Below are 25,049 nucleotides of genomic sequence, written 5' to 3' on the forward strand. Positions count from 1 at the left end.
CGCGTAAAGCCGCAGCCGTTTGCGCCCAGGCGGAGGGTTCCGGACCGCCTCTGGCGGATCGCTTGCGTAGAATATCCCGCTTCCGGCATCATGCTGCCGGAGGCTCGCTTTGCCGTGTCGTTGAAAAATCCGCATGCCGTCGCCGCTATCGTTGCAGCGCTCCGGCATGTCTATGGTGACGAGGTCGCGCGGCTCATGCTCATCGAGGGCATGAGCCTCGCCAACCTGATCGATGTCATGTCTTCCGCCCCCTTGACGCACCGCGAGGCCGTCAGGGCCATTACCGACGGTCTGGACGATTTCGTCATCTCGCCGGACCTGGGCCGCATGTGGCACCTCAAGTACATCTATGGAGACCAGCCCGGCTCCCTGCATGTCGTGGACATGGAGATTGCCACCCCGAGCGGGACGTTGGCGAGCAAGGACATCTGGCTTCGTCTGTCCTCTTGAAGGGGAGAGGCCCTTTCCTCTTTACCAATTAGCAACCATCGCAAATGATCTGAAAATTTTAACGAAACTGCTCGGCGGTCTCTGCGTCGATGTGTCGGAGGGCCCGTGTGATGACAGAGCACCAATTGAGAGAGCAGGAATGCAGGATCGCGCGTTACCGGCGCTTGGAACGGGAGGTCACAGACCCGCTTGCCGCGTGTCTGCTTCACGGCATCGTCGAGGAGCTTGAAGCCGAGCTGCGCAAGGACAGGCCGGATTGGCACGGGCCGCGTGATTAACGCTTTCTTAGCGCCGAGCATGCGGATTATCGTGCGGGAATGGCCAACGGAGACTGCTCCCATGCTGAAGGATGGGACATATGCGGCGTGGTACAAGACGCCGCTCGACCAGGGTACCGGCATTGTCCATGTCGCTGACGGGCAGATTTGGGGCCGCGACAGCTTGATGACCTATCGCGGATCGTGTCAGGTCGACGGAGACCGCTTCACCGCCACCGTGTCGACCAAGCGCCATACCGACGGACGTGCAACGGTGTTCGGCGTGGAAGACGAGCTCACCCTGGACATCGAGGGAAGCTGCCCCGGCAAGATCGCGACTTACACCGCGACGGCACAGCAGGTCCCCGGAATGGTTCTCCAGGGAACTCTCATTCTCACCGAACAACAGGACCCGGCGACCAAGCGAACCGAGCAGCGCCCGGCGTTCAACCCGGACAAGTTGCCTAAGCTGCCGAAGCGTTCGCGCTGATCGATGCCGGCGGCGCGTCGGCTGGCCCGCATCCATATGTCGCGCCTCAGGCCGTGCGTTTCTGCATCCGGTTCTTCCCAAAGCTTGCTTCTCAAACCGCTCCGGACCCGCCATTGTGCCCCGCAACGGCTCGGAAGCTGAGGGGCATCAATGTCGGACAAGGTCTCGCGTCGCCGGTTCGCGAAGATGGCGGGGCTGTCCGCGGCCGGCTTGACCGGCTCGCGCGATGCAGCCGAAGCCAGGCCTCCAGCGCCGCCGCGCGGCGGAAGCGGCTTTCCGGCCGGCTTCGTCTGGGGCACGGCGACCTCGTCCTATCAGGTCGAGGGCGCGGTCAACGAGGATGGGCGAGGGGCCTCGATCTGGGACAAATTCGTGCGCATGCCCGGCAAGATCGAGGACGGCACCACCGGCGACCGCGCCAATGAACACTATCACCGTTACAAGGAGGACATCGCGCTCATCAAGGCGCTCGGCTGCAAGGCCTACCGCTTCTCGGTAGCCTGGCCGCGGCTGTTTCCGGACGGCGACGGCAAGCCCAACCCGAAGGGGCTCGATTTCTACAACCGTCTCGTCGACGAGCTCCTGAAGAACGGCATCGAGCCCTGGCTGACGCTGTATCATTGGGACCTGCCGCAATCGCTCCAGGATCGCTTCGGCGGCTGGCGCTCCAGAGAGACCTGCAAGATCTTCGGTGACTATGCAGCCTACGTCGCCGAGCATCTGACCGACCGCGTCAGGAACGTGTTCACGCTGAACGAGAGCGGCCGTTTCGTCTATTTCGGCTACGGCATCGGCATCGACGCCCCGGGCATGACATTGCCGAAAGCCGAGGTCAACCAGGTCAGGCACAACAGCGCGCTGGCGCACGGGCTCGCGGTGCAGGCGATGCGCGCCCATGGCCGGCGCGGCACCCGGGTCGGGCCGGCCGAGAATGTCGATGCCTGTGCGCCCGCGATCGACACGCCGGAGAACGTTCGCGCCGCCGAGATCGCGCTGCGCGAGATGAATGCTGGCTATCTCAATGTCATCATGACGGGCCGCTACACCGACGCCTTCCTGAAATTCGCCGGACCCAACGCGCCCAAATACACCGATGCGGAGCTGAAGATCATCTCTTCGCCGGTCGATTTCCTGGGCCTCAACATCTACGCGCCGCAGAACTACGTGGTGGCATCAGACCAAGGCGCGGGCTTCATGCCGTTGCCGATCCCGAAATCGTTTCCGCGCATGAATTCGGACTGGCTGCGTGTCGGCCCCGAGACGATCTACTGGGTGCCGAAGCTGGCGGCAAAGATCTGGAAGACGGATGCAATCTATATCAGCGAGAACGGCGCTTCCGGCGACGACGTCGTCACGCCGGACGGCAAGATCTACGACACCGACCGCATCATGTATTTGCGCAACTATCTCGCCCAGCTCCAGCGCGCTACGTCGGAAGGCGTGCCGGTGCGCGGCTATTTCCTCTGGAGCCTGATGGACAATTTCGAGTGGGTGTACGGGTTGAACAAACGTTTCGGGCTGTACCACGTCAATTTCGACACCCAGGTGCGCACGCCGAAACTCAGCGCCAGCTTCTACCGCAACGTGATCGCGAGGAACGCGGCCGGGGCGTGATTGCTTTCTTCGTGGAGAGGTCGTCATGTCCGGGTTGTCGCGCCTGCGCGGCCGGAGCCGCTTCGGCGAGGCGGAGGCACGGGGATCCCACGTTCTTCGTGCCCATGGTAAGGCAGGGAGTGGATGGCCGGGACAGGCCCGGCCATGGCGTCGCTGAGGCTTTCGCGGAGCGGAAAATCTGGGTGAGGGGCGGGAGAGGATGCGTAGCGCCGCGCATTGACTCCACTCTTCCGCTTATTCAAAACCGTCCTCAAGACCCATAAACAAGAGGACAACGCCAATGGCTGACGCGCTGATCATCGATGCTTGCCGGACCCCGCGGGGCGTCGGCAAGGCCGGCAAGGGAGCGCTCTCGGGCATTCATCCGCAGCAGCTCGGGGCAACGGTGCTGCGCGCCCTTGCGGACCGCACCGGAATCGACACCGCCGATGTCGATGACATCGTCTGGGGCTGCAGCGCGCAGGTCGCAACGCAAAGCGGCGACCTCGGGCGGATGTCGGCGCTCGATGCCGGCTACGACGTGCGCGCCAGCGCGGTGACGCTCGACCGCTTCTGCGGAAGCGGCATCACCAGCGTCAGCATGGCGGCATCCTCGATCATGGCGGGCGCCGAGGACCTCGTCATCGCCGGCGGCTGCGAGATGATGTCGATGGAGGGACGCCGCGGCGGCGGCCCGATGATGATGGACAGCGGCAATCTGCGCCTGCGGGCGCGGCATCCGCAGTCGCATCAGGGCGTCTGTGCGGATGCGATCGCGACGCTGGAGGGCATCACGCGGAGGGACGTCGACGCGCTCGGGCTGGAGAGCCAGAAGCGCGCCGCCCATGCGATCGCGAACGGGTATTTCAAGAAAAGCCTGGTGCCGGTCCACCGCGAGGACGGCAGCCTTGCGCTGGATCACGAGGAATATCCGCGGCCGCAGACCACGATGGAAGGACTCAGCAGCCTGAAACCGGCATTCCCGGCCATCGCCGACTATGCGCTCGACGACAAGGGCACGACCTATCGCGGCATGATCCTGCAGAAATATCCTGATCTCGAGATCGACTTCGTGCATCACGCCGGCAACTCGTCCGGCGTCGTCGACGGCGCCGCCGCGATCCTCTTGGCCTCGCCCGCTTACGCCAAGGCACACGGCCTCAAGGCCCGTGCCCGCGTCGTGGCCATGGCGAATATGGGGGACTCGCCGACCCTGATGCTGAACGCGCCGGTGCCCGCGACGAAAAAGGTGCTGGCGAAGGCGGGCCTTGCCATCGACGACATCGACCTGTTCGAGATCAACGAGGCGTTCGCGGTGGTGGCGGAAAAATACATCCGAGACCTCAAGCTCGACCGCGCCAAGGTCAACGTCAATGGCGGCTCGATCGCGCTCGGTCACCCCATCGGCGCCACTGGCTCGATCCTGATCGGCACCGTGCTCGACGAGCTCGAACGGCGCGACCTCAAGCGCGGCCTCGTCACCATGTGCGCCGCCGGCGGCATGGCGCCGGCCATCATCATCGAGCGCGTCTAGCCAATCGCCCCTCACTTTCTCCCTGTTTTTACGGGGAGAAAGACCGGCAACATGCGATCCGACCCTTATTTTTCAGGGTGAAACACGCGCCTCCTTTCACAAAGAGGCCGGTCTTCGCTTGTCGAAAGCGGCGAATCAGTTCTAGCAAGATGTCGTGCGGGCCTTTGAAACAAGGCAAAATCCGCTGCCTGAGGCTTCTCCCGCTCCGGAAGTAGCTAAAAAGCAGGGTTTTTTGCCACAGAGGGCCAAAAATGCCCGTAAAACCGCGACAAAACTGTGCAGAAGGCTATAGGCCTTCGCCGGTTGGTCTAATATGCAGCCGTCACGAATCAGAGGAGACACGATGGCCACCCAAATGTCCAAATCGCAGTTGATCGAAAAGATTGCGACCGCCACAGAGCTTTCCAAGCGCGACGTCAAGAACGTCATGGAGACGCTGACCGACGTCGGTCACAAGGAGCTCAAGAAGAACGGCCTGTTCCTGGTGCCGGGCTTCGCCAAGTTCGTGGTGATCAAGAAGCCCGCGACCAAGGCGCGCAAGGGCACCAACCCGTTCACGGGTGAAGAGATGATGTTCAAGGCCAAGCCGGCCCGGAAGATCGTCCGCGCCCGTCCGGTCAAGGCGGCCAAGGACGCCGTGGGCTAACAACGCGAAGGCCTCCTCGGATCGGAGGAGGCCTTTTGTTTGGGGCAGCCGCGAGGGCCTGAGACGGAGGGCTCAACCCTTGCGGCGCTTCACCCGGACCGAAATGGGTTGAAGTTGCGGCCCTGAACCTGGTCCGGGCGCCGCCAGCCCATCGCGAACCCGGTCGATCGCGCGATCGAGCAACTGGCGCAGCCGCTGCGTCTTCCGCGATCTCTTCGCTTTTTCCAGCAGCCTCTTCATCGCATTCACTCCGCCGCTTCGACCTTGGCTTCAGCCGGCTCGAGCGCCGCGGCGATGGCTTCGTCGACGCGCTCCAGCCAGATGAATTCGAGGTTGTCCCGCGCGCTCTTCGGGATGTCGTCATAGTCCCGCTTGTTGCGCGCCGGCAGCATCACCCGCTTCAGGCCGGCCGCGGCCGCAGCCACCACTTTCTCCTTGATGCCGCCCACGGGGAGCACCAGGCCGCGCAGCGAGATCTCGCCGGTCATGGCGGTGTCGCTGCGCACGGTGCGATTGGTAAGCAGGGACGTCAGCGCCGTGAACATCGCCACCCCCGCGCTCGGTCCGTCCTTCGGGGTGGCCCCCGCCGGCACGTGAACGTGGATGTCGCTCTTCTCGAACGCTTGCGGATCGATGCCGAGCTGAGAGGCGCGGCTCTTCACCAGCGTCATCGCAGCCTGCACGCTCTCGCGCATGACGTCGCCGAGCTGGCCGGTCAGGATCATGCCGCCCTTGCCGGGCACCTTTGAAGCCTCGATGAACAGGATGTCGCCGCCGACTGGCGTCCAGGCAAGGCCAGTGGCCACGCCCGGAATGCTGGTGCGCTGCGCGATCTCGCCTTCGAAGCGCGGCTGGCCGAGCACGGTGGCGATGTCCTTCGCCGTCACCACGACCTTAGCGGCCGTACCCTCGGCGACCTGCACCGCGGCATGCCGGAACAGCTTGCCGATCTCGCGCTCGAGGTTACGCACGCCGGCCTCGCGGGTGTAACCCTTGACCACCAGCTTGAGCGCCTCCGGCTCGATCTCGGCCTGCTCTGCCGTCAGGCCGTTGGCCTCGAGCTGCCGCCGCACCAGATAGCGCCGCGCGATCTCCAGCTTCTCGTCCTCGGTGTAACCGGCGAGACTGATCAGCTCCATGCGGTCGAGCAGCGGACCCGGGATCTGGTCCAGCATGTTGGCGGTCGCGATGAACACCACGCGCGACAGGTCGAAGGGCACGCCGAGGTAATTGTCCCGGAACGTCCCGTTCTGTTCGGGGTCGAGCACCTCCAGCATGGCCGCCGAGGGATCGCCCTGCACGCCACGACCCATCTTGTCGATCTCGTCCAGCATCATGACGCAGTTCCTCGCGCCCGCCTTCTTGATGCCCTGGATGATGTTGCCCGGCAGCGCGCCGATATAGGTGCGCCGGTGGCCGCGGATCTCGGCCTCGTCATGCACGCCACCCAGGCTGACGCGCACGAAGGGGCGATCCATCGCGCGTGCGATGGATTGGCCGAGCGATGTCTTGCCGACGCCGGGCGGACCGACGAAGCACAGGATCGGCGCCTTGCCCTGCGGGGCGAGCTTGCGCACCGCCAGATATTCGATGATCCGGCTCTTGATCTTCTCCAGGCCAAAATGGTCGGCATCCAGGATGGCGCGCGCCTCCTTGATGTCGATCGGCTTCTCCGCGGGCAGCGCCCAGGGCAGCTCGATCAGCCAGTCGAGATAGGTGCGGACCATGCCGGCCTCACCGGCAGCCTCCGGCATGCGCTCGTAGCGGCGCAGCTCCTTCTTGGCATGCGCCTCCGCTTCCGGCGGCATGTTGGCCTTGGCGATCGCAGCCGTCAGCTCGGTGACCTCGGCCTGCTTGCCGTCGCCTTCGCCGAGCTGCCGCTGGATCGTCGCCATCTGCTCCCGCAGGATCGCCTCGCGCTGCCGCTCGTCGAAGGAGGCCTTGGTCTGCTGGCCGATCTCCTTGGAAATGCGCAGCACCTCCAGCCGCTCGGCCAGGTGCTTGGACACCTTCTCGACGCGCAAGGCGAGGTCGATGGTCTCCAGCACCTCCTGCTTGTCCTGCGGCTTGATGTCCATGAACGAGGTCGCCAGATCGGCCAGCGCGCCGGGCGCACTGGTGCCCTGGAACATTGCCGCCAGCTCGGGCGGCGCCTGCGGCAGCAGCTCGATCGCCTCGATGGCCTGGCGCTGCAGGTTCAGCGCGCGCGCCTCGATCTCGGGCGAGGTCGTGGTCGGCTCGGGAATCTGCTGGATGCGCGCAGCCGGGAACGGCGTCCCCGGCAGGAAGTCGAGGATGCGCGCGCGCTGCACGCCCTGGCAGACGATGTGGTGGGTGCCGTCGGGCGCGGTGATGTAGCGCACGATGTTGGCGATGGTCGCGACCCGGTAGAGATCGTCCGGCCCGGGCTCCTCGGTCGCCGGGCTGCGTTGCAGGACGACGCCGATCGGCCGCTGCTCGCGCAGCGCCTGCTGCGCGGCGGCGATGGACTTCGCGCGGCCGATCGTGATCGGCGCGATGGCGCCGGGAAACAGCACCATCTCGCGCACGGGGACGATGATCAGCGCGTCGTCGGGGATCTTCACGTCGGAGCCGTTCTGGGGATTGTTCTGCGTGTTATTGTTCATCTGTTCGGTGGCCATGATCGACCTCAGGATTTGGCGAGGCGCAGTGCGACGCAGCCGTCCATCACGAAGCGGCTGATGGCGTAGCGGCCAAGGGGAAGCGCGATGCGCCGCTCGAAGCGGCCCTGCGGCAGCTCGAGCCGGTGGATGCGGGCGTTGCGGAGCTCCGGCGGAAGGGTGCGCCGGCCCGAGATGACGAGCACGCCGTCATGGATGACCGTCTCGACATTGTCCGGATTGACCCCGGGAAGCGCGACCAGGATCAGGAGCTCGTGCTCGGTTTCGAGCACGTCGATCGGCGGCTCCCAGCAGGCTTCCTGCCGGCCGAACTGCTGCCGCAGCCGGTCGGCGCGGGTCAGCGAGTCCAGGGCTTCGGACAGCATCCAGTCGAGGGGATTTTTGGGTTGCATGATGCGGGCTCTGGGGTGGGAAAGCCTGCATATGGGGCTGGTTCCGGGGAAATCCAGTGCGGTGGCGCCGACGTGCCATGCGCTGCCGTGCGATCGAAAAACAAACGCCGCGGCACGGGCCGCGGCGTTCCGTGATCGTCCGGGGCAGGTCAGGCCGCGGCGCGGTATTCTTCTTCCGCCTCGAGGTTGATCACCGAGGTGGCGAGCTCGGTCAGCGTATGGTCGGTCGCCTCTTCCTCGTCCAGCGTCTCCTGCAGCAGCCTTGCGGCGTCCTGCATGCCGAGCTCTTCGGCCCAGGTGCGCAAGGTGCCATAGCGGGAGATCTCGTAGTGCTCGACCGCCTGGGCGGCCGCGAGCAGCCCCGCATCGAGCGCCGGTGCGCCCTTGAACTCCTTCATGATCTCGGCACCCTCATCGGCAATGCCGTTGATGGCCTCGCAGGGCTTGCCGCGCGCCGGCTTGCCCAGCATCTTGAAGATCTGGTCCAGCCGCTTGACCTGGCCCTGGGTCTCGCGCAGGTGCTTGTTGAAGGCCGCTGCCAGATCCTTCGACTGCGCGGCCTTGGCCATCTTCGGCAGGGTCTTGATGATCTTGTTCTCGGCGAAATAGATGTCCTTCAGCGTCTCCAGGAACAGGTCGCTGAGCATCTTCGGCGCCTGACGCGGCCGACGCGCCGCGGTCTTCTTGGTTGTGCGTTTGTTCGCTCGTTTAGCCATACGTCCTCCTCATGAGGCGACACGGGAAGGCCTCGCCTTCCTCAATCCTCAGGCGATCAAAGCCGCTTGCAGAACGAAAGTTCCAAACTGCAACCGGCGCCCGCGGGGCGAACGCTCAGGTCGGACGCTTGTAGGGGTCTTCCTGGCGCTGTCGCGCCTCGGTGTTGCGGTCGAGCTGCGCCCGCTCGCTGCGGCGCAGGTGACCGGCCTTCATTACGCCGTAGACGAGAACCCCGCCGAGCACGAACGCGCCGATGAACCAGAGCCAAAGCATCTGGGCCGAGGCGTGACCGAGCAGCATGCTAACTCCGCTGTCGCTCATGATTGGTCTCCATCGATGTCGAGTGCGATCATGCCGAGCTAAGTCGGCGGCCGAAACGTCGTTCCATCCGACCCTCCGCCGCGGTGTCAGACCAGATCGGCCAGTGGCTGCCGGACCGGTGCGCCTTTCGCCTCGCCACCCCGCGCGGTGAAGTCGCCGGCTTCGGTCGAGGTCCGCAGCCATTTGGTGACGTCGCCGATGGCTTCCCGCGGCGATCGGCCGAATTTCCGCAAGCCACGGAAATACTCGAGCTGGAGGTGTGCCGAAGTGCCGCGCTTGGGAATGGTCTTGAGATGCTGAATGTCGTCTTCGACGCCGAGATGCGCGATGTCGCCCGCCAGCATCGCGATCACCGCCTCGAGCCAGGTCCGGAATGAAATCGGTTCGAACGAAGCCAGATCGATATAGGTGCCGTCGGTTCCATAGCGCTGGGCGCGCCAGCGGTTTTCCTCGATCAGCGCCCGGTGCACGGCCGAGTAGGTGGGATTGAGATCGGGATGGTGGACGGCGTGGCGAACGAGGGCACGGAACAGCGCCGCGATCGCCACCGAATCCCCGATGGCCGTGCAGCAATCGGTGATGCGCAGCTCCAGGGTCGGATGCTGGAGCGAGGGCCGCAGCGCCCACCAGACATAGGTCGCATTGGGGACGATGCCAGCGTCGACCAACGTCTTCACGTAGGTTTCGTATTCGGCAAGGTTGCGAAACATCTCGGGGAAGCCGGTGCGGGGCAGGGCATCGTTGGCGGCGTTCCGGTAGCCCAGCAGCCCCGTCGGATAGCCGCACCAGAAAGGCGAGGAGGTCGAGAGCGCCAGCAGCAGCGGCAGGAACGGCACCAGCCGGTGCATGATCTCGACGCGCAGGTCTGGTTCGGGCACCTCGACATGGACATGCAGCCCGCTGATCGGGTTGCCGAGGCCGACCATGCCGAGGTCGCTGATGACCTTGCTGTAGCGGCGCTTGCGGGTCATGCGCTGCTGCTGCGGCAGGGCCAGGGGATGGGTGCCGGCGGCGATGATGCCGATGCCATGGTCCTTGCCGACCTCGGTGAGAACGGCGCGGTAGCGCGCAAGCTCGGCAATTGCGTCGGCCGAGGACGCCATTGGCGGCGTCGCCACCTCGATCTGCGATTGCAGAATCTCGGTGGTCAAGCGTTCGCCGAGACGTTTCTGGGCCGCCGTCATGTAGGGCTTGGGCAGCTCGGATCTCGGCGCTGCGGACTGGCGGTTGACAAGAAAATATTCTTCCTCGATGCCGAAGCGGTAACGGTGCATGACTTATGCTGCCCCTTGCGCCCTGGCGTGGCGGCGAACTGCATCGCCGAAGGCCGACAAAATGCGCGCCGACGCGTGATCGGAGCTTGCCCAATAGTCCGGATGAAAAAGCGTGCCGAGCGCAAACGCGCTCGCGCCCTCGACGCTGGCGGCCTCGATCGTGCCGTCCTCGGCCACGGCTTCCGCGATCAGCCCCGGTGCGAGATCTCCGATCAGGAAGCTGTGCAGTGAATTGACCGTGATGGTGTCCGCGCCGCAGATCTCTTGCAGGACACCGCCCTTGCGGAGCTTCACCTTTTGCCGCAACCGGTAGCGGGCATCCTCATTGTCCACCTTGGGCGTGCCATGGCGTTGCTCCTCGGGCAAATCGTCCGGCTCCTTCGCCAGCGTTCCGCCGAAGGCGACGTTCAGCTCCTGGAAACCGCGGCAGATGAAAAGAGCGGGGATGCCCCGCGCCAGCGCCCGCGGAATCAGGCGGAGCGCTATCTCGTCGCGGAATTCGTCGAACGGGCCGTCGCGCGCTTCGTCCGCAGTTTGTCCGTAGCGGGAGGGATGAACGTTGGTCTGCCCGCCGCCGACGAAAACGCCGTCGAGCCCGTCCAAATAGGTATCGACGTCGGCTTCGGGCGCAGCGGGCAGGATCCGTGGCACGGCGCCTGCGACGAGCCCGACGGCGTTCACGCAGACGAGCGCGACCGAGGCGAGCTGCTCGCCGCGCGCAACCATGGAATCGGAGAGAATGCCGACCTGCGGTGCGCCGCTGCGGAGGGGCCACTGCCCGCGCGAGGCGCCGTGCCGCCATTGCTGCAGACCGTAGGTCACGGCATCCGCCGCGCTGCCGAACTGATGAATGGCGGCCTTGAGTTCTCTGACGTTTGTCCCTAAGCGAAGAGCCCAGCGACTGCAGGCAATGGGATCGTGCGGGTCAATTCTGGAACGAGGCTCGTGCAATTGTCGCGACTGCTTCTGTTGGTGTGGCGATGCCGGGTAAAACGGCAATCGTGACGAATGGTTGCTCTGCAATTGAGCTCATCGAATTCCAACTCGGTGCGGGCGTTAACTTTTGTTATTGCTCGGCACGTTGAACAGCGGACTCGGAGAGATGCCCATGCTTGATTTCTCCCTGTCGGCCTTCGTGACGCTGCTGCTGGTGATCGATCCTGTCGGTCTCGTGCCGGCCTTTCTGGCCGCCACAGCCGGCATGCCCGACAGGGCCAAGCGGACCATCGCGCTGCGCGCGCCGCTGATCGCGGCCTCGATCCTGGTGGTGATCGCGCTGGTCGGCAACTGGCTGCTCCGCCAGCTTGGGATCGGCATCCCCGCCTTCCAGATCGCCGGCGGGCTGCTGCTGTTCGGCGTGTCCTACCAGATGATCTTCGGCGATCGCCCGCATCGCGAGGCCCGCGAGGCCGATAAGGCGACTGCAGAGCACGCTTCAGACGTCGCGGTATTTCCCCTGGCCATTCCCATGATGGCCGGCCCCGGCGCGATTGCGACGACGCTGCTCCTGTCGGGCGATGTCGGCTACCGGGCGAGGCTCGCGATCATCATCGCGGTCGTCCTCTCGGTCTGCCTGCTCTGCATGCTGTGCTTCGTCTCGGCTCAGCTTATCGCACGCACGCTCGGACGCACCGGAAATGCCGTGCTCTCGCGCGTTCTCGGCATGCTGCTCGCCGCCTATTCCGTGCAGTTCGTGATCAACGGGGTTGCCGCCGTCCGGACCAGCCTGTCATAGGGCCAGCAAATCCATTGATTTCGCCGTCCATTTCGTGATTTTGCAGGACCTCGTCAGGGCGGCACGGGGTCTGGGCCGCTTTCGCTTGCACTGCCATGTTGCTTTGACGTACTCCGGGTCCAACAAGCCCATCGTCAGGAAATCGAAATGTCGATGACAGCGGACGAGCCCGCCAAGAGACAGGCCATCATCGATGCGTGCCGGCGCATGAACGCGCTCGGCATCAACCAGGGCACCTCTGGCAACATCTCTGTCCGGCATGTGGACGGGCTGCTGGTTACGCCGACCAGCGTGCCCTATGAGGCCATGACGCCGGACCAGATCGTCTTCATGACCATGGACGGCGCGCACGCGCCGGATCAGAAGCCATCGAGCGAATGGCGGTTTCATCGCGACATCCTGAAGTCGCGCCCCGACGTCAATGCCGTCGTGCATGCGCATCCGACCTATTGCACCATCCTGGCGATCATGGGCATGGAGATCCCGGCGGTGCACTACATGATCGCGGCGGCCGGCGGCGACAGCATCCGCTGCGCGCCTTATGCGACGTTCGGAACGGCGGAGCTGTCCGAGCATGCGGTGCGGGCACTGGAGGGGCGGCTCGCCTGCCTGCTCGACCATCACGGCATGATCGCGATCGGCAAGACGCTGGACAAGGCGATGTGGCTGGCCGTCGAAGTCGAGACGCTGGCGCGGCAATATCACGGCTGCCTCCAGATCGAGAAGCCGCCGCTGCTTCCCAGCGCCGAGATCGAGCGGGTCCGCCAGCGCATGGCCGGATACGGCCTGTCGGACGGTTAGGGGCAGGCAGAAGGTGTTCGTGCGGATCAGGCATCTCGTCGATCGCAAGGGAACGAGCCGGACCATGGTCCGGCTCCGTGCGCTCTTGCGCAGCAACGAGTTCTACCTGATCCCGCTGGCGCTGGTGATCGGCACGCTGGCCGGCGCGATCGTGACGCTGATGGCCGAGATCGCGCAGATCGCGCATGTGGTGATCTACGGCATCCCAGTGGACGTGCGCTTGTCCTCCAACGCCTATGTGAGTCCGTGGGCGGCGCTGATCGCGCCCGCGCTCGGCGGTCTGGCGCTCGGCATCATGGAATGGTCGCGGCGGCGCATGAAGATTTCGAGCGCGGTCGATCCGATCGAGGCGAACGCGCTGCGCGGCGGCAATCTGTCGATGCGGGACAGCGTGGTGGTGTCGAGCCAGACGCTGATCTCCAATGGCTGCGGCGCCTCGGTCGGCCTCGAGGCGGGCTATACCCAGATCGGCTCCGGGATCGCCTCGCTGTTCGGCAAGTTCTTCAATCTGCGCCGGAACGATCTGCGCCTGATGGTCGGCTGCGGCGCCGCCGCGGCGATCGCGGCGGCGTTCGGCGCGCCGATCACCGGCGCCTTCTATGCCTGCGAGCTGATCGTCGGCGTCTATTCGGTCGGCAGCGCGGCTCCGATCCTGGCAGCCTCGCTCGCGGGCGCGTTGACCGCGCAATGGCTCGGCGGCGCGCCCTATTCGCTGGAGATACCCAAGGTCAGCGCCGTCGGCGTCGAGCAATATCTGGCGCTGATCGGGCTCGCCCTCGTCACCAGCGGGGTCGGCATCGCCGTGATGCGCTCCTCCCCGACGTTCGAGCGCCTGTTCTCCTGGTTGCCGGTCTGGCTGCGGCCTGTGTTCGGCGGCCTCATCGTCGGCGGCTTCGCGATCATCACGCCGCAGGTGCTGGCGGCCGGCCACGGCGCCATGGTGCTCGATCTGTTTCATGACATGGCGATCGGCATGATCGCGTTGATCATCGCCTTGAAGGTGACGGCCTGCCTGATCTCGCTCGCCTCGGGCTTCCGCGGCGGTCTGTTCTTCGCCTCGCTGTTCGTCGGCAGCCTGATCGGCAAGTTCTTTGCCGCGGTGCTGCTCCTGATCAGTCCGAACTTCGTGATCGATCCGCTGGTTGCGATGCTGACGGGCATGGCGACGCTCGGTGTCGCCATCGTCGGCGGCCCGCTGACCATGTCGTTCCTGGTGCTCGAGATGACGCGCAACGTCGACGTCACCGCCGTGGTGCTGGCCGGCTGCATCGTCACCTCGATCTGCGTCCGCTTCATGTTCGGACATTCCTTTTCGACCTGGCGCCTGCATCTGCGCGGCGAGACCATCCGCAGCGCCAACGACGTCGGCTGGCTGCGCAACCTCACCGTCGAACGCTTGATGCGTTCCGACGTCGGCAAGGTGCCCTCGACCACGACGATCGCCGCCGCCCGCCGCGAATTCGCGCTGGGCTCGCGGCCGGGCGTCGTCATCGTCAACAATGCGGACGAATATGTCGGGCTGGTCCTGCTGCCGGACCTGTTCTCCAGCGACCTCGACACCATCGCCGACGACATCCAGGTGATCGAGCTCGCCCGCCTTATCGACATCGTGCTGATCCCGGAAATGAACGTGAAGTCGGCGATGGCGGTGTTCGACGAGGCCGAGGCCGAGATGCTGGCGGTGGTCGATTCCACCGACAGCCGCAAGGTGGTCGGCTTCCTCACCGAAACCTTCGCCCGCCGCCGCTATGTCGAGGAGATCGACAAGGCGACGAGGGGCGTGCTGGGCGCGCTGTCGTAAGCGCCGGTGCCGGCTATTGGCCTGGTTGAGGCGGCGACGCGACGAGGAGCGTCACGATCCGCCGGACCAGCGGCAGCACCAGGAGCAGCGTTGGGAAGGCGACCAGCCAGGACAGCCCCCAGGCGCCGGGCCAGGTCGCGAGGAACGCCGGCGTTGCCCCGAGGCTTCGGAGCGTCGAAATGACCGACACGACGGCGGTCATGAGGATGGACAGCACGAATGGCATCACGATCGGCGCATAGCGCGCCGGCAGTTTGCGAACCACAATCATCTGGTTTCTCTTGGAAAAGGACGCGTCGATCACGTTGAACCTTGCAATTGGCATCGATCCCGACAGCGTCGGTTGATGCGTTGGTTCACGTAAAACGCTTACGGCAGCCGAAAAACGGCGCGGCTGTTCATTATCCGCTCAGGTTGAATGGTGCAAGCTTGGACTTGGCCGTTCGATTTACAATTGTTCAAAGCGTGGCGGATCGCCGCGATCAGGAAACCATTTCAGTAGTTTGCGCGTTATCGACTGTTTGCCTATCTATGTTTCGAGCGCGAACAGAGGATGATCAAGATGAGGGATGCACCGATGATTTCCGCAGCCGGACGCAACACGGTCCTGGCCGCGTTCGCAGGCCTGGCGCTACTCGCCACCTCAGTGTCACCCTCGGTCGCGGCTTCCGCGGGGTCGATGTCGGCGGTGTCCGCAACGGCTGCCGCGGCAGGGCGGGCGTCCTCCGATGTCACCGATTTCAGCGCAGCCCGACGTCGCCATTATTATCGGCGCGGGCCGAGCGCCGCAGGCCTCGCTTTCATGGGCGCAGCAGCCGGCATCATCGGCGGGGTGATCGCCGAGCAGCGGCGCCGCGACTATTACGAGAACCGCTATTATTACGGCTATGGCCCGCGCCCGTACTATGGTGGCCCCGGCTATTACGGCGGCGGCCCCTACTATTACGATCCGGGCTACTGATACCGGCCTGATAGGCTGGGGTTTGGCGGAAGGGCGGTGCTTTGCGCCGCCCTTCTTGTCGTTTCCGGATTCGTGTAGCTCGGATTGAGCGCGGCGAATCCGGCGGCGCTCGCTCGGCGTCCGGCGCTTTTTCCGGGCTTCGCTGCGGTCCCTCTGGGTTACGGATCTCCTTGCCCGACGGGCAAAACAGCTGAGAGACTGTCAATCCGTCGCGGAGAAATATTCTACTTTACAGAAATTCGGGTTTATCGTATTTGTGGCGCATCCCGGCTCAACCTTGAGGGGCGATCATGCGGTCGTCGTTTTCGCGAGCCGGGCTTGCGGTGGACGCGGCAGCGTCGTGCACGAGATGTTGGGGCAGGGCGGATTGCTCTCCATGAGCCCTCAGGCCTTGTGCGGACGAGCGGCGCTGTCAGGTTCGTCTCGTCTGTAAGTTTCCGGCTCTGTCGACGGAGTCGGGAAAACTGCGGCGACATGGCGAACCGCGCGTACGGCAAAACCGTGTGGTCCTGGCCGTCGTTGCTACGGTCAAACCGTTGCGGATGCGGTATCTGCGTCAACCGGCGCAGATCCGGTAACTTCTGCGAAGGTGAGGGAGGCCAGAATGAACTCGGCTCCCGGGAGAGCACGGCATAAGCCGTCCGACCATCGCGCAGGGAAGGCCGTGTGTTGGGCTTCACCTGTATGCTGCTGTGCGGTTCCTTTGCGCTACATTTTCGCGCAGCGGACCGTGGGTGCCAGCCGGCACCCGGCCTTCCCTGCTCCCTCTTGAACATGAGGGTAGATCGATCAAGCAAAGCTCGGGCGAATCAGCCGCGAGGATGCGGAGGCGTGTCTGCGACACACACCCACCGTCATCGCCCGCGAAGGCGGACGATCCAGTATTCCAGAGGCCCGCGTTGAAAAGCTCGCTCTCCCCACATCCGCCGCGGCGTACTGGATTCCCCGCCTTCGCGGGGAATGACAGCGGTGTGTGGAGGGCCCGCCGACGCCTCATGCTCCGTCATTGCGAGCGCAGCGAAGCAATCCAGCGTCCTTGCGCGGAGGGATTCTGGATTGCTTCGCTGCGCTCGCAATGATGACTTGGAGAGAGTGTGCGCCACACTTCGATCTCGTGTCCCGACGCAACGCAGCGTCATCCCGGCGATGCGCAGCATCGTCCGAAGCGATGGTGCGCTGCAGAGCCGGGGCCCATGTCGCGGCCTTGTATCCTGTGGCTCGCGGGTCCCGGCTCTGCGCGGCAGCGTTGCACGCCGCAGCGCGTCCGGGACACGAGAGAGACAGGACAGCGCTTTACGCTTCGCGCATCACCGTCCCGCCGGTGCCGACATTGCGCCGTTGGCATAGCGCGACCAGTCGGGCGCGGTCGGCTGCGACGGCCATATGGCGGCGTTGGAATCGCGCACCGATTGAGTGATGGGAGCGTGTTGCGCCTTGCGGGCGTGGTGGCGGTCGTTTGCGGCGGCGGTCTGGATGGTGGCGGCGGCGATCAGGGCGGCGCCGAGAAAAGCGAGGGACTTTTGCATCGTTGTTTCTCCCGTGACGACGCTCCGGCTGTGAGAGATGTTGTCGTCGTCGCGGCTGACATGGCGACGTGGCTTGCCGAATATCAGCGGCGGCACCATCACGTTGAAGCGAGCGATTTTTTGGTCCCGGCTAAAAATTCGGCAGCTGCCCGACGGCGCCGATGGACTTGCCCGCCGCAATCCGGTTCAATGGGATGAATTGGCTTTCCAGGCGACAACGATGTCGAAATATCTGCTGGTCCTTCTCCTGGTCGCTGCACCGGCGTCGGCGCAGGTCAAATCCACGCCGAAGAGTTTGGCGGCGCATCCGGATCCCTGCGCGCCAATCGGGCGGACCGCGGACGGCAAGCTGGTCTATTCCATGAAATGCGAGAACCTGCCGTCACCGCCTCCACCGCCGCCGCAGGCAGAACTGAAGGAGGCGCCGCCTCCGGCAGCAGCCGAGCCGGAGCCGGAGGTGCGGCGGAGCGGCATTTTCGGCTGGTCCTACGACCGCAGGTGATGTGGCTTCGCCCTTGCGCGAAGGCCGATGGAGTGCTTCTTGCTGAAAGTTACCTGCGGGGCGGTCGGCCCCGATCCAGAGAGATGAGATGAGCAAACTCGTTATCCGCGCCGGCGAATTCACCTTCGATGCCCGCTTCGAGGAGCAGCTGGCGCCCAGGACCGTCGCCGCCTTCCGCAAGGCGCTGCCGTTCGAAAGCCACATCATCCATGTGCGCTGGAGCGGTGAAGGCGTGTGGATGCCGCTCGGCGATCTCGACTTCGGCGTCGGCTACGAGAACCACACCAGCTACCCCGCGCCCGGCCAGATCATTCTCTATCCCGGCGGCATCAGCGAGACCGAGATCCTGCTGGCCTATGGCGGCGTGCATTTCGCAAGCAAGATGGGCCAGCTCGCCGGCAACCATTTCATCACGCTGACCTCTGGCCTGGAGAATCTCGCCACCCTCGGCAAGAGCGTGCTATGGAAGGGCGCGCTGCCGATCCGCTTCGAGGAAGTCTGAGTGACTGACGCTCGTTACCCGCGCGATCTTCGCGGCTACGGCCGCAACCCGCCGCACCCGCAATGGCCCGGCAATGCGCGCGTCGCGGTGCAGTTCGTCGTCAATTTCGAGGAGGGCGGCGAGAACAACATCTTGCACGGCGACCGCGCCTCGGAGGCGTTCCTGTCCGACGTGCTCGGCGCGCAGCCCTGGCCCGGCCAGCGCCATGCCAATATCGAGTCCATGTTCGAATATGGCTCGCGCGCCGGGTTCTGGCGGCTGTGGCGCATATTCACCGCGCGCAACTGGCCGACCACCGTGTTCGGCGTCGCGACCGCCTTGAAGCGCAACCCCGAGATCGTCGCGGCGATGAAGGAGGCGGGCTGGGATATCGCCAGCCACAGCCTGAAATGGATCGAGCACAAGGACATGACCGAGGCGCAGGAACGCGCCGAGATCGCCGATGCGATCCGCGTCCACACCGAGGCAACCGGATCGCGCCCGCTCGGATGGTACACCGGGCGCTCCTCGATCAACACCAACCTTCTCTTGATGGAGGAGGGCGGCTTCCTCTACCTCTGCGACTCCTATGCCGACGACCTGCCCTATTGGATCAAGGGCGCGAACGGCAAGCAGCTCGTCATCCCATATACGCTCGATGCCAATGACATGCGGTTCATCAATCCGCAGGGCTTTGCCGAGGGCGAGCAGTTCTTCACCTATCTGAAGGATGCCTTCGACGTGCTCTATGCGGAAGGTCAGACGGCGCCGAAGATGATGTCGGTCGGCCTGCACTGCCGTCTAGCCGGCCGGCCCGGCCGCGCCGCGGGCCTGATCCGCTTCCTCGACTATATAGGCGAGCACGAGCGCGTCTGGGTGCCGACGCGATTGCAGATCGCGCAGCATTGGCACGACAAGCACGCGCATCTTGCCGCCGATGCGTTCGAGATCGGATGACGGCAATGCCGCAAATTCCGCTCGCCGATCTCAACGTCGTTGCCAAGGCCGACTTCGTGGCCGCGCTGGCCAACGTGGTCGAATATTCGCCGTGGGTCGCCGAGCAACTCGCCGACAAGCGGCCGTTTGCGGGCGTCAACCAGTTGCACGCAGCGCTGATGGCGGCGATCCAAAGCGCCGACCCCGAGGTGCAGCTCGCGCTGATCCGGGCGCATCCCGACCTCGCCAGCAAGACTCAGCGCGCGGCAGGGCTTACGGCGGAATCGAGCGACGAGCAGACCAGCGCAGGCCTCGACCGCTTGTCGGAGGCCGAGTACGCCGCGTTCGAGCGCGTCAACAGCGCTTACCGCGACAAGTTCGGCATCCCCTATATCGTCTGCGTGCGCCGTCACACAAGGGATTCCGTGCTGCGCGATTTCGAGATCCGGTTGCGCAATATCGCCAAGACCGAGACGCGCCGCGCGATCGAGGAGATCGGCCGCATCTCGGCGTTGCGGCTCGATCAGCTCGTCGTTGCCGACGACAAGCTGAAGGTGCACGGTCGGCTTTCGACGCATGTGCTGGACAACCATGCCGGCAAGCCCGCACCCGGCATCCCGGTGGAGCTCGTCGAGCTCTCCGCGCTCGGCGAGAACCGGATTATCGCGCGCACCGTCACCAACGCCGACGGCCGCACCGAGCAACCGTTGATCGGCGGCCGCCCGCTGCCGATCGGCCGCTATGAGCTTCGCTTCAGCGTCGGCAAATATTACGCCGAGCGGAACCTGCAACTCGCCGAGCCGCCGTTCCTCGACGAAATCCCGCTGCGCTTCGGAATCAGCGCCCCGGAAGATCACTATCACGTGCCGCTGCTGATCACGCCGTGGAGCTATTCGACCTATCGCGGCAGCTAGCCGCCGAACTTGTCGAGCAATGCTGGAAACAGCCGGTCCGGCTTGAAAGGCGGAGAGGTGAAGCGGATGCCGGTGGCATCGGCGATGGCGTTGCCGAGCGCGGCGGCGACCGGATTGTACGGACTCTCGCTCATTGACTTCGCGCCCAACGGACCGATCGTGTCGGACGTCTCGGCGAAGAACACCTCGGTGCGTGGCACGTCGGCGAAAGAGGGCAGGTGATAGTCGCGGAATTTTGCGTTGGTCACGCGACCGGTCGCGTCGATCACCATCTCCTCGTAGAGCGCAGCACCAAGCGCTTGCGCCACGCCGCCCTCGATCTGGCCCCGGCACTGCATGGGATTGGCGACGACGCCTGCGTCGGCGGCGTGCACGCTCCTGAGAATCTTGAGCTCGCCGGTGCCCTTGTTCACGGCGACGCGAAAGCCCTGCACGTTGAAGCCGACCGACCGCGGCGTGCCGCCGGAATTGCCGCTGCCTGCAAACGGCTCCCCGCGTTCGCGCGCAAGTTTCGCCAGCTCCAGAAATGACATCCGCCGGACGCCGCTGACGACGGCGTTGTTCTCGAGCACACAGCTCCCGACGTCACACAGCCACGCGCCTGCGGCGGCCGCCTTCAGCTCGGCCGCGAGCTGCGTGGCGGCCGCATGCGTCGCCTTGCCGGCGACGAAGGTGCCCGCACTGCCATAGGCGCCGGTGTCGTGGCCGCCATGGGCGGTGTCGGATTGGCGCAGGCGGATTCTGTCGACGGTGGTCGCAAGCGTGGTCGCTGCGATCTGCCGGTGCACGGTGCTGGTGCCGTTGCCGAACTCGGCGGTGCCGACGGTGAGATCGAAGCTGCCGTCTGCGTTGAGCGCGATGGTGGCGTCGGCGAGGTGTCCGGCCGGCGGCACCGTGTCGATCATGGTCAACGCGACGCCGTCGCCGATCAGCCATTCCGGCGACAGCTCCCACTGCGGGCCGTCCGCCTGCATCGCGCGCTCGACGAGGTCGAGGCATTGATCGAGCCCGTAGGAGCCGTAGAGCACGTCGTGATATTCGGACGGCGGCGGCGACAGCATGGGATCGCCCGGCTTGACGATGTTGCGCCGGCGCATCTCGTAAGGGCTGATGCCGAGCTGCCTGGCCAGCTCGTCGATCGCTGCCTCGATCGCGATCTGTGTCTGCGGCAGGCCATAGCCGCGAAACGCGCCCGCGGGCACGGTGGTGGTGTAGACGGCGTAGCCGTCGACCCGCTTGTTCGGGCAATTGTAGACGGCAATGGATTCCGCCAGCGAGTGGAACATCACCGGCCCGGCATGATTGCCGTAGGCGCCGGTGTTGGAGAGCACCTCGAGCTGCAGCGCGGTGAGATTGCCGTCGGCGTCCGCGCCGGCCTTGATGTGGACCCGCATCGGGTGCCGCGTCGATGTCGCGATGAACTGTTCCTCGCGGGTCAGCTCCAGCTTCACCGGGCGTCCGGTCCTGAGCGCGGCAAGCGCCAGGATATCCTCGACGAACATCTCCTGCTTGCCTCCGAAGCCGCCGCCGACGCGCTCGCAGAATACGCGGACCTTGTCCAGGGGAAGCTTGAAGATTTCGGACAGCGCGCGCCGGGTCAGGAACGGCACCTGCGTCGAGGTGCGGACGTTCAGCACGCCGGATTCATCGAGCCAGGCGAGGCCGCCATGCGTCTCCAGTGCGGCGTGCTGCACGCGATGACTGTGGAACGTGGCTTCATAGGTGACGGCGGACGTCGCGAGCGCCGCCGCGACGTCGCCGTACTCGCCATGCGTCTCCGCCGCGAGGTTGCGCTGGGGATCTGCGATGCGGTTGGCAGTGGTCCGGTCGGGATGGACGATCGGTGTGCCCGGCGCCATCGCCTTTTCAGGGTCGATCAGCGCCGGCAGGATCTCGTACGCGACCTTGATCCGCCGGCACGCCTCCTCGGCGGCGGCTTCGCTCTCGGCGACGACCGCGGCGACCTTTTGGCCGATGAAGCGGACCACGTCGTCGAGAACGCGGGTGTCCTCGGGGTCCATCCACTCCTTTTCGTGGCGCGCGGTCGAGATCAGCACCGACGGCGCATCCTCATGGGTCAGCACCGCGTGCACGCCGGGAACGCTCAGGGCGTCGGACTTGTCGATGGCGACGATCCTGGCGTGGGCGTGCGGCGAACGCAGCAGCTTGATGTGCAGCAGGCCGTCGGTCGCAGTGTCGAAGGTGTAGCGCGCCTTGCCGCGGACGATGTCGGGGCCGGCCGGCGCCGGCAGGCTGCGGCCGAAGGCGGCGCCGGGCTCGACGCTCGCCTCGACATTGGACTTGCCGAGCAGCGCGTCCTCGATCGCGCGGTACCCGGTGCAGCGGCAGATATTGCCCTTCAGCGCGGAGCCGAGATCGGCGCGCTGCGCCTGGTTCAGCGAGGCGCAGGTCAGGATCATGCCGGCGGTGCAGAAGCCACATTGAAAGCCCTGCGCGTCGAGGAAGGCCTGCTGCATCGGATGCGTGCCATGCTCGCCACCGAGACCTTCGATCGTGGTGATGGCGTGCGTGTCGGCGCGGAAGGCCGGGATCAGGCAGCTGTGCACCGGCTCGCCGTCGAGCAGCACGGTGCAGGCGCCGCAGTCACCGGCATCGCAGCCTTTTTTCACGCCGAAATGGCCGAGCTCGCGCAGGAACGTGCGCAGGCACTGGCCGGCGCGCGGCTGTTGCGCAAACGTCTTGCCGTTGATCTCGAAGCTCACGGCATGGCTCCGAGCAACTCGCTGCGAATCTCCTCGGCAAGCCGTAGGGTCATGTGCTTGCGCCACAGCGGCTTGCCGTGGATGTCGGTGTGGTACAAATCATCCGTGATCTGCTGCAGGATGGCGTCGCGAAGCACATCGGCGTCCGGGGCCTTGCGGAAGGACAGCCGGATCGGCCGCACCGTCGATGCGGTAACCGTGAGCGTCAGCGTGCGATCTGTATCGAGGCTGCCGATCAGGAGCGCCGCCGAGCGGCCGACCGGTGCCAGCGAGATCTGGCGAAACGCCGTGCGGCGCTTCATCGCCGTGATCGGGATATCGATCTGCCGGATCAGGTCGCCCGGCGTCAGGCGATTGCGCTGGTTACCGGTGACGAAGTCGACGACCGGAATCGTCTGCTCACCGCCACCGGCCTTCCAGATCGTGCAGACGCCATCGAGCGCGGAGGTGAGTGAGATCATCGGCCCTGCCGGCAATGACATGCAGAGATTGCCGCCGACTGTTGCGGTCTTCCAGATCTTGAACGAAGCAAGAAAGGCCCGGCAGCATTGATTGATCAGCGGTGCGGCCAGCCAGTCGGACGGGCAGGCAAGCCCATCGAGCTCTGCGATGGTGCAAGTGGCGGCGATGGAGAGATGGTTGTCCGTGATCGTCAGCGCCGGCCATTTCAGGTCGGTCAGATCGATCAACCGTTTCAGATGGACCTGCGGCTCCGAAAACAGCCACGTGCCGCCTGCGAGCCAGGCATCGCCTGCCGTCCAGGCCGGCAGCTGCGTACGCGTTTGTGGATGGGCGACCGCTGTGATGGTATTCAAATCCATGGCTGCGCCCACGCTTCGGTCGGGTTGAATTGTCCGACGGAAAGTCTTGCAAGACCGGAGCCAAGTCGCAAGAAGAAGTCGCAACGACATATCGCAGCAAGGCCGTGATCGGACCCGCGTCCGCCTTGCGGCCCCCTCTTCAGCGAATGTGAGGAGAAAATCGGATCATGAGTGATTCAAGGCCGATCTGGATCAGGGATCCCATGGCCATCCTCGCCGACGGTGCCCAGCGTGGCGTCGTGGTGCAGGCCGGCCGGATCGTCGAGCTGGTGCCGGCCGGGGCCACGCCCGCGACCGCCGATGTCGCGGTGTTCGACGGAAGCAATCATGTCGTGCTGCCGGGCCTGATCAACACCCATCATCACTTCTACCAGACGCTGACGCGGGCGCTGCCGGCGGCGATGGACCGCGAGCTGTTCCCCTGGCTCCAGGCGCTGTATCCGGTGTGGGCGAGGCTGACCCCCGAAGCGCTCGAGCTCGGCGTCACTGTGGCGATGTCCGAGCTCCTGCTGTCGGGGTGCGCCACCACCACGGATCATCATTACGTCTTTCCGGCAGGACTCGAGGACGCCGTGGATATCGAAGTGGCGGTGGCCAAGCGGCTCGGCGTGCGCGTGCTGCTGACGCGCGGCTCGATGAACCTGTCGCAGCGCGACGGCGGCCTGCCGCCCGACAGCGTGGTGCAGGACGAGGACACGATCCTCGCCGACAGCGCGCGCGTGGTCGCAAAGCACCACCAGCGCGGTCCGGATGCCATGGTGCAGATCGCGCTGGCGCCGTGCTCGCCGTTCTCTGTGACGACGTCGTTGATGCGCGCGACCGCCGATCTCGCTGACAAGCTCGACGTGCGTCTGCATACCCATCTTGCCGAGACCGAGGACGAGAACAGGTTTTGCGAGCAAACGTATGGCTGCCGCCCGCTCGACTATCTCGAGCAATGCGGCTGGCTCAATGCGCGAACCTGGCTCGCACACGGCATATTCTTCGATGCCGACGAAATGAAGCGGCTCGGCAACGCCAAGACGAGCATCAGCCACTGCGCCTGCAGCAACCAGCTGCTGGCGTCCGGCTGTTGTCCGGTCTGCGAGATGGAGGAGGCTGGCGTCGGGATCGGCATTGGTGTCGACGGCTCGGCCTCCAACGACGGCTCGAACCTGATGCAGGAGGTCCGCGCCGCCTTCCTGCTGCAACGGGGGCGCTATGGCGTCGCGAAGGTCAGCCACAAGGACGCGCTGCGCTGGGTCACCAAGGGCTCAGCGGCCTGCGTCGGCCGGCCGGAACTCGGCGAGATCGCGCTCGGCAAGGCGGCCGATCTTGCTCTGTTCAAGCTCGACGAGCTGCGCTTCTCCGGCCACGGCGATCCGCTGGCTGCGCTGGTGCTGTGCGGGGCGCATCGGGCCGACCGCGTGATGGTGGCCGGACAATGGGTCGTGGTCGACGGTGCGATCCCGGGCCTCGATGTTGCGGACCTCGTACGCCGCCATAGTTTGGCGGCGCGGGCGATGCAGGCGGGATAAAAGAGGGGGCAGCCA

General features: G+C 65.2%; 25 protein-coding genes. 14 read left to right on the top strand and 11 right to left on the bottom strand.

Annotated features, from left to right (window positions below; all coding sequences use genetic code 11):
• Window positions 1-90: 90 nt before the first annotated feature.
• From P6U31_RS11755 to P6U31_RS11775, 5 genes are all read left to right on the top strand, one after another.
• Window positions 91-450 carry a hypothetical protein gene (locus tag P6U31_RS11755; RefSeq protein WP_407188482.1) on the top strand — a complete coding sequence of 120 codons (360 nt, stop codon included), beginning with the start codon at window positions 91-93 and terminating at the stop codon, window positions 448-450.
• Window positions 451-789: 339 nt separating this feature from the next.
• Window positions 790-1,197 (top strand): hypothetical protein, encoded by a 408-nt coding sequence (locus P6U31_RS11760; protein ID WP_407188484.1) that lies wholly within the window; start codon window positions 790-792, stop codon window positions 1,195-1,197.
• Between the two features lie 150 nt (window positions 1,198-1,347).
• Window positions 1,348-2,811, top strand: coding sequence for a GH1 family beta-glucosidase (locus tag P6U31_RS11765; protein ID WP_407188485.1), 1,464 nt, complete (start codon window positions 1,348-1,350; stop codon window positions 2,809-2,811).
• 280 nt (window positions 2,812-3,091) lie between these two features.
• On the top strand, window positions 3,092-4,324 hold the full coding sequence (locus tag P6U31_RS11770; RefSeq protein WP_407188487.1) for an acetyl-CoA C-acetyltransferase: 1,233 nt from the start codon (window positions 3,092-3,094) through the stop codon (window positions 4,322-4,324).
• Between the two features lie 343 nt (window positions 4,325-4,667).
• Window positions 4,668-4,970, top strand: a complete 303-nt coding sequence (locus tag P6U31_RS11775; RefSeq protein ID WP_025037698.1) for an HU family DNA-binding protein — start codon at window positions 4,668-4,670, stop codon at window positions 4,968-4,970.
• Window positions 4,971-5,042: 72 nt separating this feature from the next.
• Here P6U31_RS11775 and P6U31_RS11780 read toward each other — a convergent pair whose 3' ends face one another.
• The 7 genes from P6U31_RS11780 to P6U31_RS11810 all read right to left on the bottom strand — a co-directional run bounded on the left by P6U31_RS11780 (window position 5,043) and on the right by P6U31_RS11810 (window position 11,339).
• Window positions 5,043-5,210, bottom strand: a complete 168-nt coding sequence (locus tag P6U31_RS11780) for a hypothetical protein (protein WP_407188489.1) — start codon at window positions 5,208-5,210, stop codon at window positions 5,043-5,045.
• Window positions 5,211-5,215: 5 nt separating this feature from the next.
• Window positions 5,216-7,612 carry an endopeptidase La gene (gene lon, locus P6U31_RS11785; RefSeq protein WP_407188490.1) on the bottom strand — a complete coding sequence of 799 codons (2,397 nt, stop codon included), beginning with the start codon at window positions 7,610-7,612 and terminating at the stop codon, window positions 5,216-5,218.
• Window positions 7,613-7,620: 8 nt separating this feature from the next.
• Entirely contained in the window at window positions 7,621-8,004 is a 384-nt protein-coding gene (locus P6U31_RS11790) for an Hsp20/alpha crystallin family protein (RefSeq protein ID WP_100175437.1), read from the bottom strand.
• A gap of 149 nt (window positions 8,005-8,153) precedes the next feature.
• Window positions 8,154-8,720, bottom strand: coding sequence for a ferritin-like domain-containing protein (locus tag P6U31_RS11795; protein ID WP_407188492.1), 567 nt, complete (start codon window positions 8,718-8,720; stop codon window positions 8,154-8,156).
• A gap of 115 nt (window positions 8,721-8,835) precedes the next feature.
• Window positions 8,836-9,042, bottom strand: a complete 207-nt coding sequence (locus P6U31_RS11800; protein WP_407188494.1) for a hypothetical protein — start codon at window positions 9,040-9,042, stop codon at window positions 8,836-8,838.
• Between the two features lie 86 nt (window positions 9,043-9,128).
• Window positions 9,129-10,316 (bottom strand): carboxylate-amine ligase, encoded by a 1,188-nt coding sequence (locus P6U31_RS11805; RefSeq protein ID WP_407188495.1) that lies wholly within the window; start codon window positions 10,314-10,316, stop codon window positions 9,129-9,131.
• 3 nt (window positions 10,317-10,319) lie between these two features.
• Window positions 10,320-11,339, bottom strand: a complete 1,020-nt coding sequence (locus P6U31_RS11810; RefSeq protein ID WP_407188497.1) for a gamma-glutamyl-gamma-aminobutyrate hydrolase family protein — start codon at window positions 11,337-11,339, stop codon at window positions 10,320-10,322.
• An 85-nt stretch (window positions 11,340-11,424) separates the two neighbouring features.
• Here P6U31_RS11810 and P6U31_RS11815 point away from each other — a divergent pair, with 85 nt between their 5' ends.
• From P6U31_RS11815 to P6U31_RS11825, 3 genes are all read left to right on the top strand, one after another.
• Window positions 11,425-12,051 carry a MarC family protein gene (locus P6U31_RS11815; protein ID WP_407188499.1) on the top strand — a complete coding sequence of 209 codons (627 nt, stop codon included), beginning with the start codon at window positions 11,425-11,427 and terminating at the stop codon, window positions 12,049-12,051.
• 147 nt (window positions 12,052-12,198) lie between these two features.
• On the top strand, window positions 12,199-12,852 hold the full coding sequence (locus P6U31_RS11820; protein WP_407188500.1) for an L-fuculose-phosphate aldolase: 654 nt from the start codon (window positions 12,199-12,201) through the stop codon (window positions 12,850-12,852).
• A gap of 13 nt (window positions 12,853-12,865) precedes the next feature.
• On the top strand, window positions 12,866-14,653 hold the full coding sequence (locus P6U31_RS11825; protein ID WP_407188502.1) for a chloride channel protein: 1,788 nt from the start codon (window positions 12,866-12,868) through the stop codon (window positions 14,651-14,653).
• Window positions 14,654-14,666: 13 nt separating this feature from the next.
• Here the strand turns inward: P6U31_RS11825 and P6U31_RS11830 are convergent, their stop codons facing one another.
• Window positions 14,667-14,924, bottom strand: a complete 258-nt coding sequence (locus P6U31_RS11830) for a DUF2798 domain-containing protein (protein ID WP_407189828.1) — start codon at window positions 14,922-14,924, stop codon at window positions 14,667-14,669.
• Between the two features lie 291 nt (window positions 14,925-15,215).
• On the opposite strand from P6U31_RS11830, the gene P6U31_RS11835 reads away from it, so the two are divergent.
• On the top strand, window positions 15,216-15,614 hold the full coding sequence (locus P6U31_RS11835; RefSeq protein ID WP_407188503.1) for a hypothetical protein: 399 nt from the start codon (window positions 15,216-15,218) through the stop codon (window positions 15,612-15,614).
• 1,307 nt (window positions 15,615-16,921) lie between these two features.
• Here P6U31_RS11835 and P6U31_RS11840 read toward each other — a convergent pair.
• Window positions 16,922-17,239 carry a hypothetical protein gene (locus tag P6U31_RS11840; protein WP_407188504.1) on the bottom strand — a complete coding sequence of 106 codons (318 nt, stop codon included), beginning with the start codon at window positions 17,237-17,239 and terminating at the stop codon, window positions 16,922-16,924.
• Window positions 17,240-17,360: 121 nt separating this feature from the next.
• Between P6U31_RS11840 and P6U31_RS11845 the strand changes: the two genes are divergently transcribed.
• The 4 genes from P6U31_RS11845 (at window position 17,361) to uraD (ending at window position 19,973) form a co-directional block, all read left to right on the top strand.
• A complete protein-coding gene (locus P6U31_RS11845) occupies window positions 17,361-17,642 on the top strand; it encodes a hypothetical protein (RefSeq protein WP_407188506.1) in 282 nt (93 codons plus the stop codon).
• Window positions 17,643-17,730: 88 nt separating this feature from the next.
• Complete coding sequence (locus P6U31_RS11850) at window positions 17,731-18,144, top strand: DUF3830 family protein (protein ID WP_407188507.1); 414 nt, start codon at window positions 17,731-17,733, stop codon at window positions 18,142-18,144.
• Entirely contained in the window at window positions 18,145-19,080 is a 936-nt protein-coding gene (gene puuE, locus P6U31_RS11855) for an allantoinase PuuE (protein ID WP_407188508.1), read from the top strand.
• 5 nt (window positions 19,081-19,085) lie between these two features.
• On the top strand, window positions 19,086-19,973 hold the full coding sequence (gene uraD / locus P6U31_RS11860; protein ID WP_407188510.1) for a 2-oxo-4-hydroxy-4-carboxy-5-ureidoimidazoline decarboxylase: 888 nt from the start codon (window positions 19,086-19,088) through the stop codon (window positions 19,971-19,973).
• On the opposite strand, the gene P6U31_RS11865 is transcribed toward uraD, so the two are convergent.
• Entirely contained in the window at window positions 19,970-22,696 is a 2,727-nt protein-coding gene (locus tag P6U31_RS11865; protein WP_407188511.1) for a molybdopterin-dependent oxidoreductase, read from the bottom strand. The genes uraD and P6U31_RS11865 overlap by 4 nt on opposite strands.
• Complete coding sequence (locus P6U31_RS11870; RefSeq protein ID WP_407188513.1) at window positions 22,693-23,517, bottom strand: FAD binding domain-containing protein; 825 nt, start codon at window positions 23,515-23,517, stop codon at window positions 22,693-22,695. The genes P6U31_RS11865 and P6U31_RS11870 overlap by 4 nt, the downstream gene beginning before the upstream one ends.
• Before the next feature lie 167 nt (window positions 23,518-23,684).
• On the opposite strand from P6U31_RS11870, the gene P6U31_RS11875 reads away from it, so the two are divergent.
• A complete protein-coding gene (locus P6U31_RS11875; protein WP_407188515.1) occupies window positions 23,685-25,034 on the top strand; it encodes an 8-oxoguanine deaminase in 1,350 nt (449 codons plus the stop codon).
• Window positions 25,035-25,049: the final 15 nt, after the last annotated feature.

The organism is Bradyrhizobium centrosematis (assembly GCF_045571495.1).
Taxonomy (GTDB): domain Bacteria; phylum Pseudomonadota; class Alphaproteobacteria; order Rhizobiales; family Xanthobacteraceae; genus Bradyrhizobium; species Bradyrhizobium centrosematis.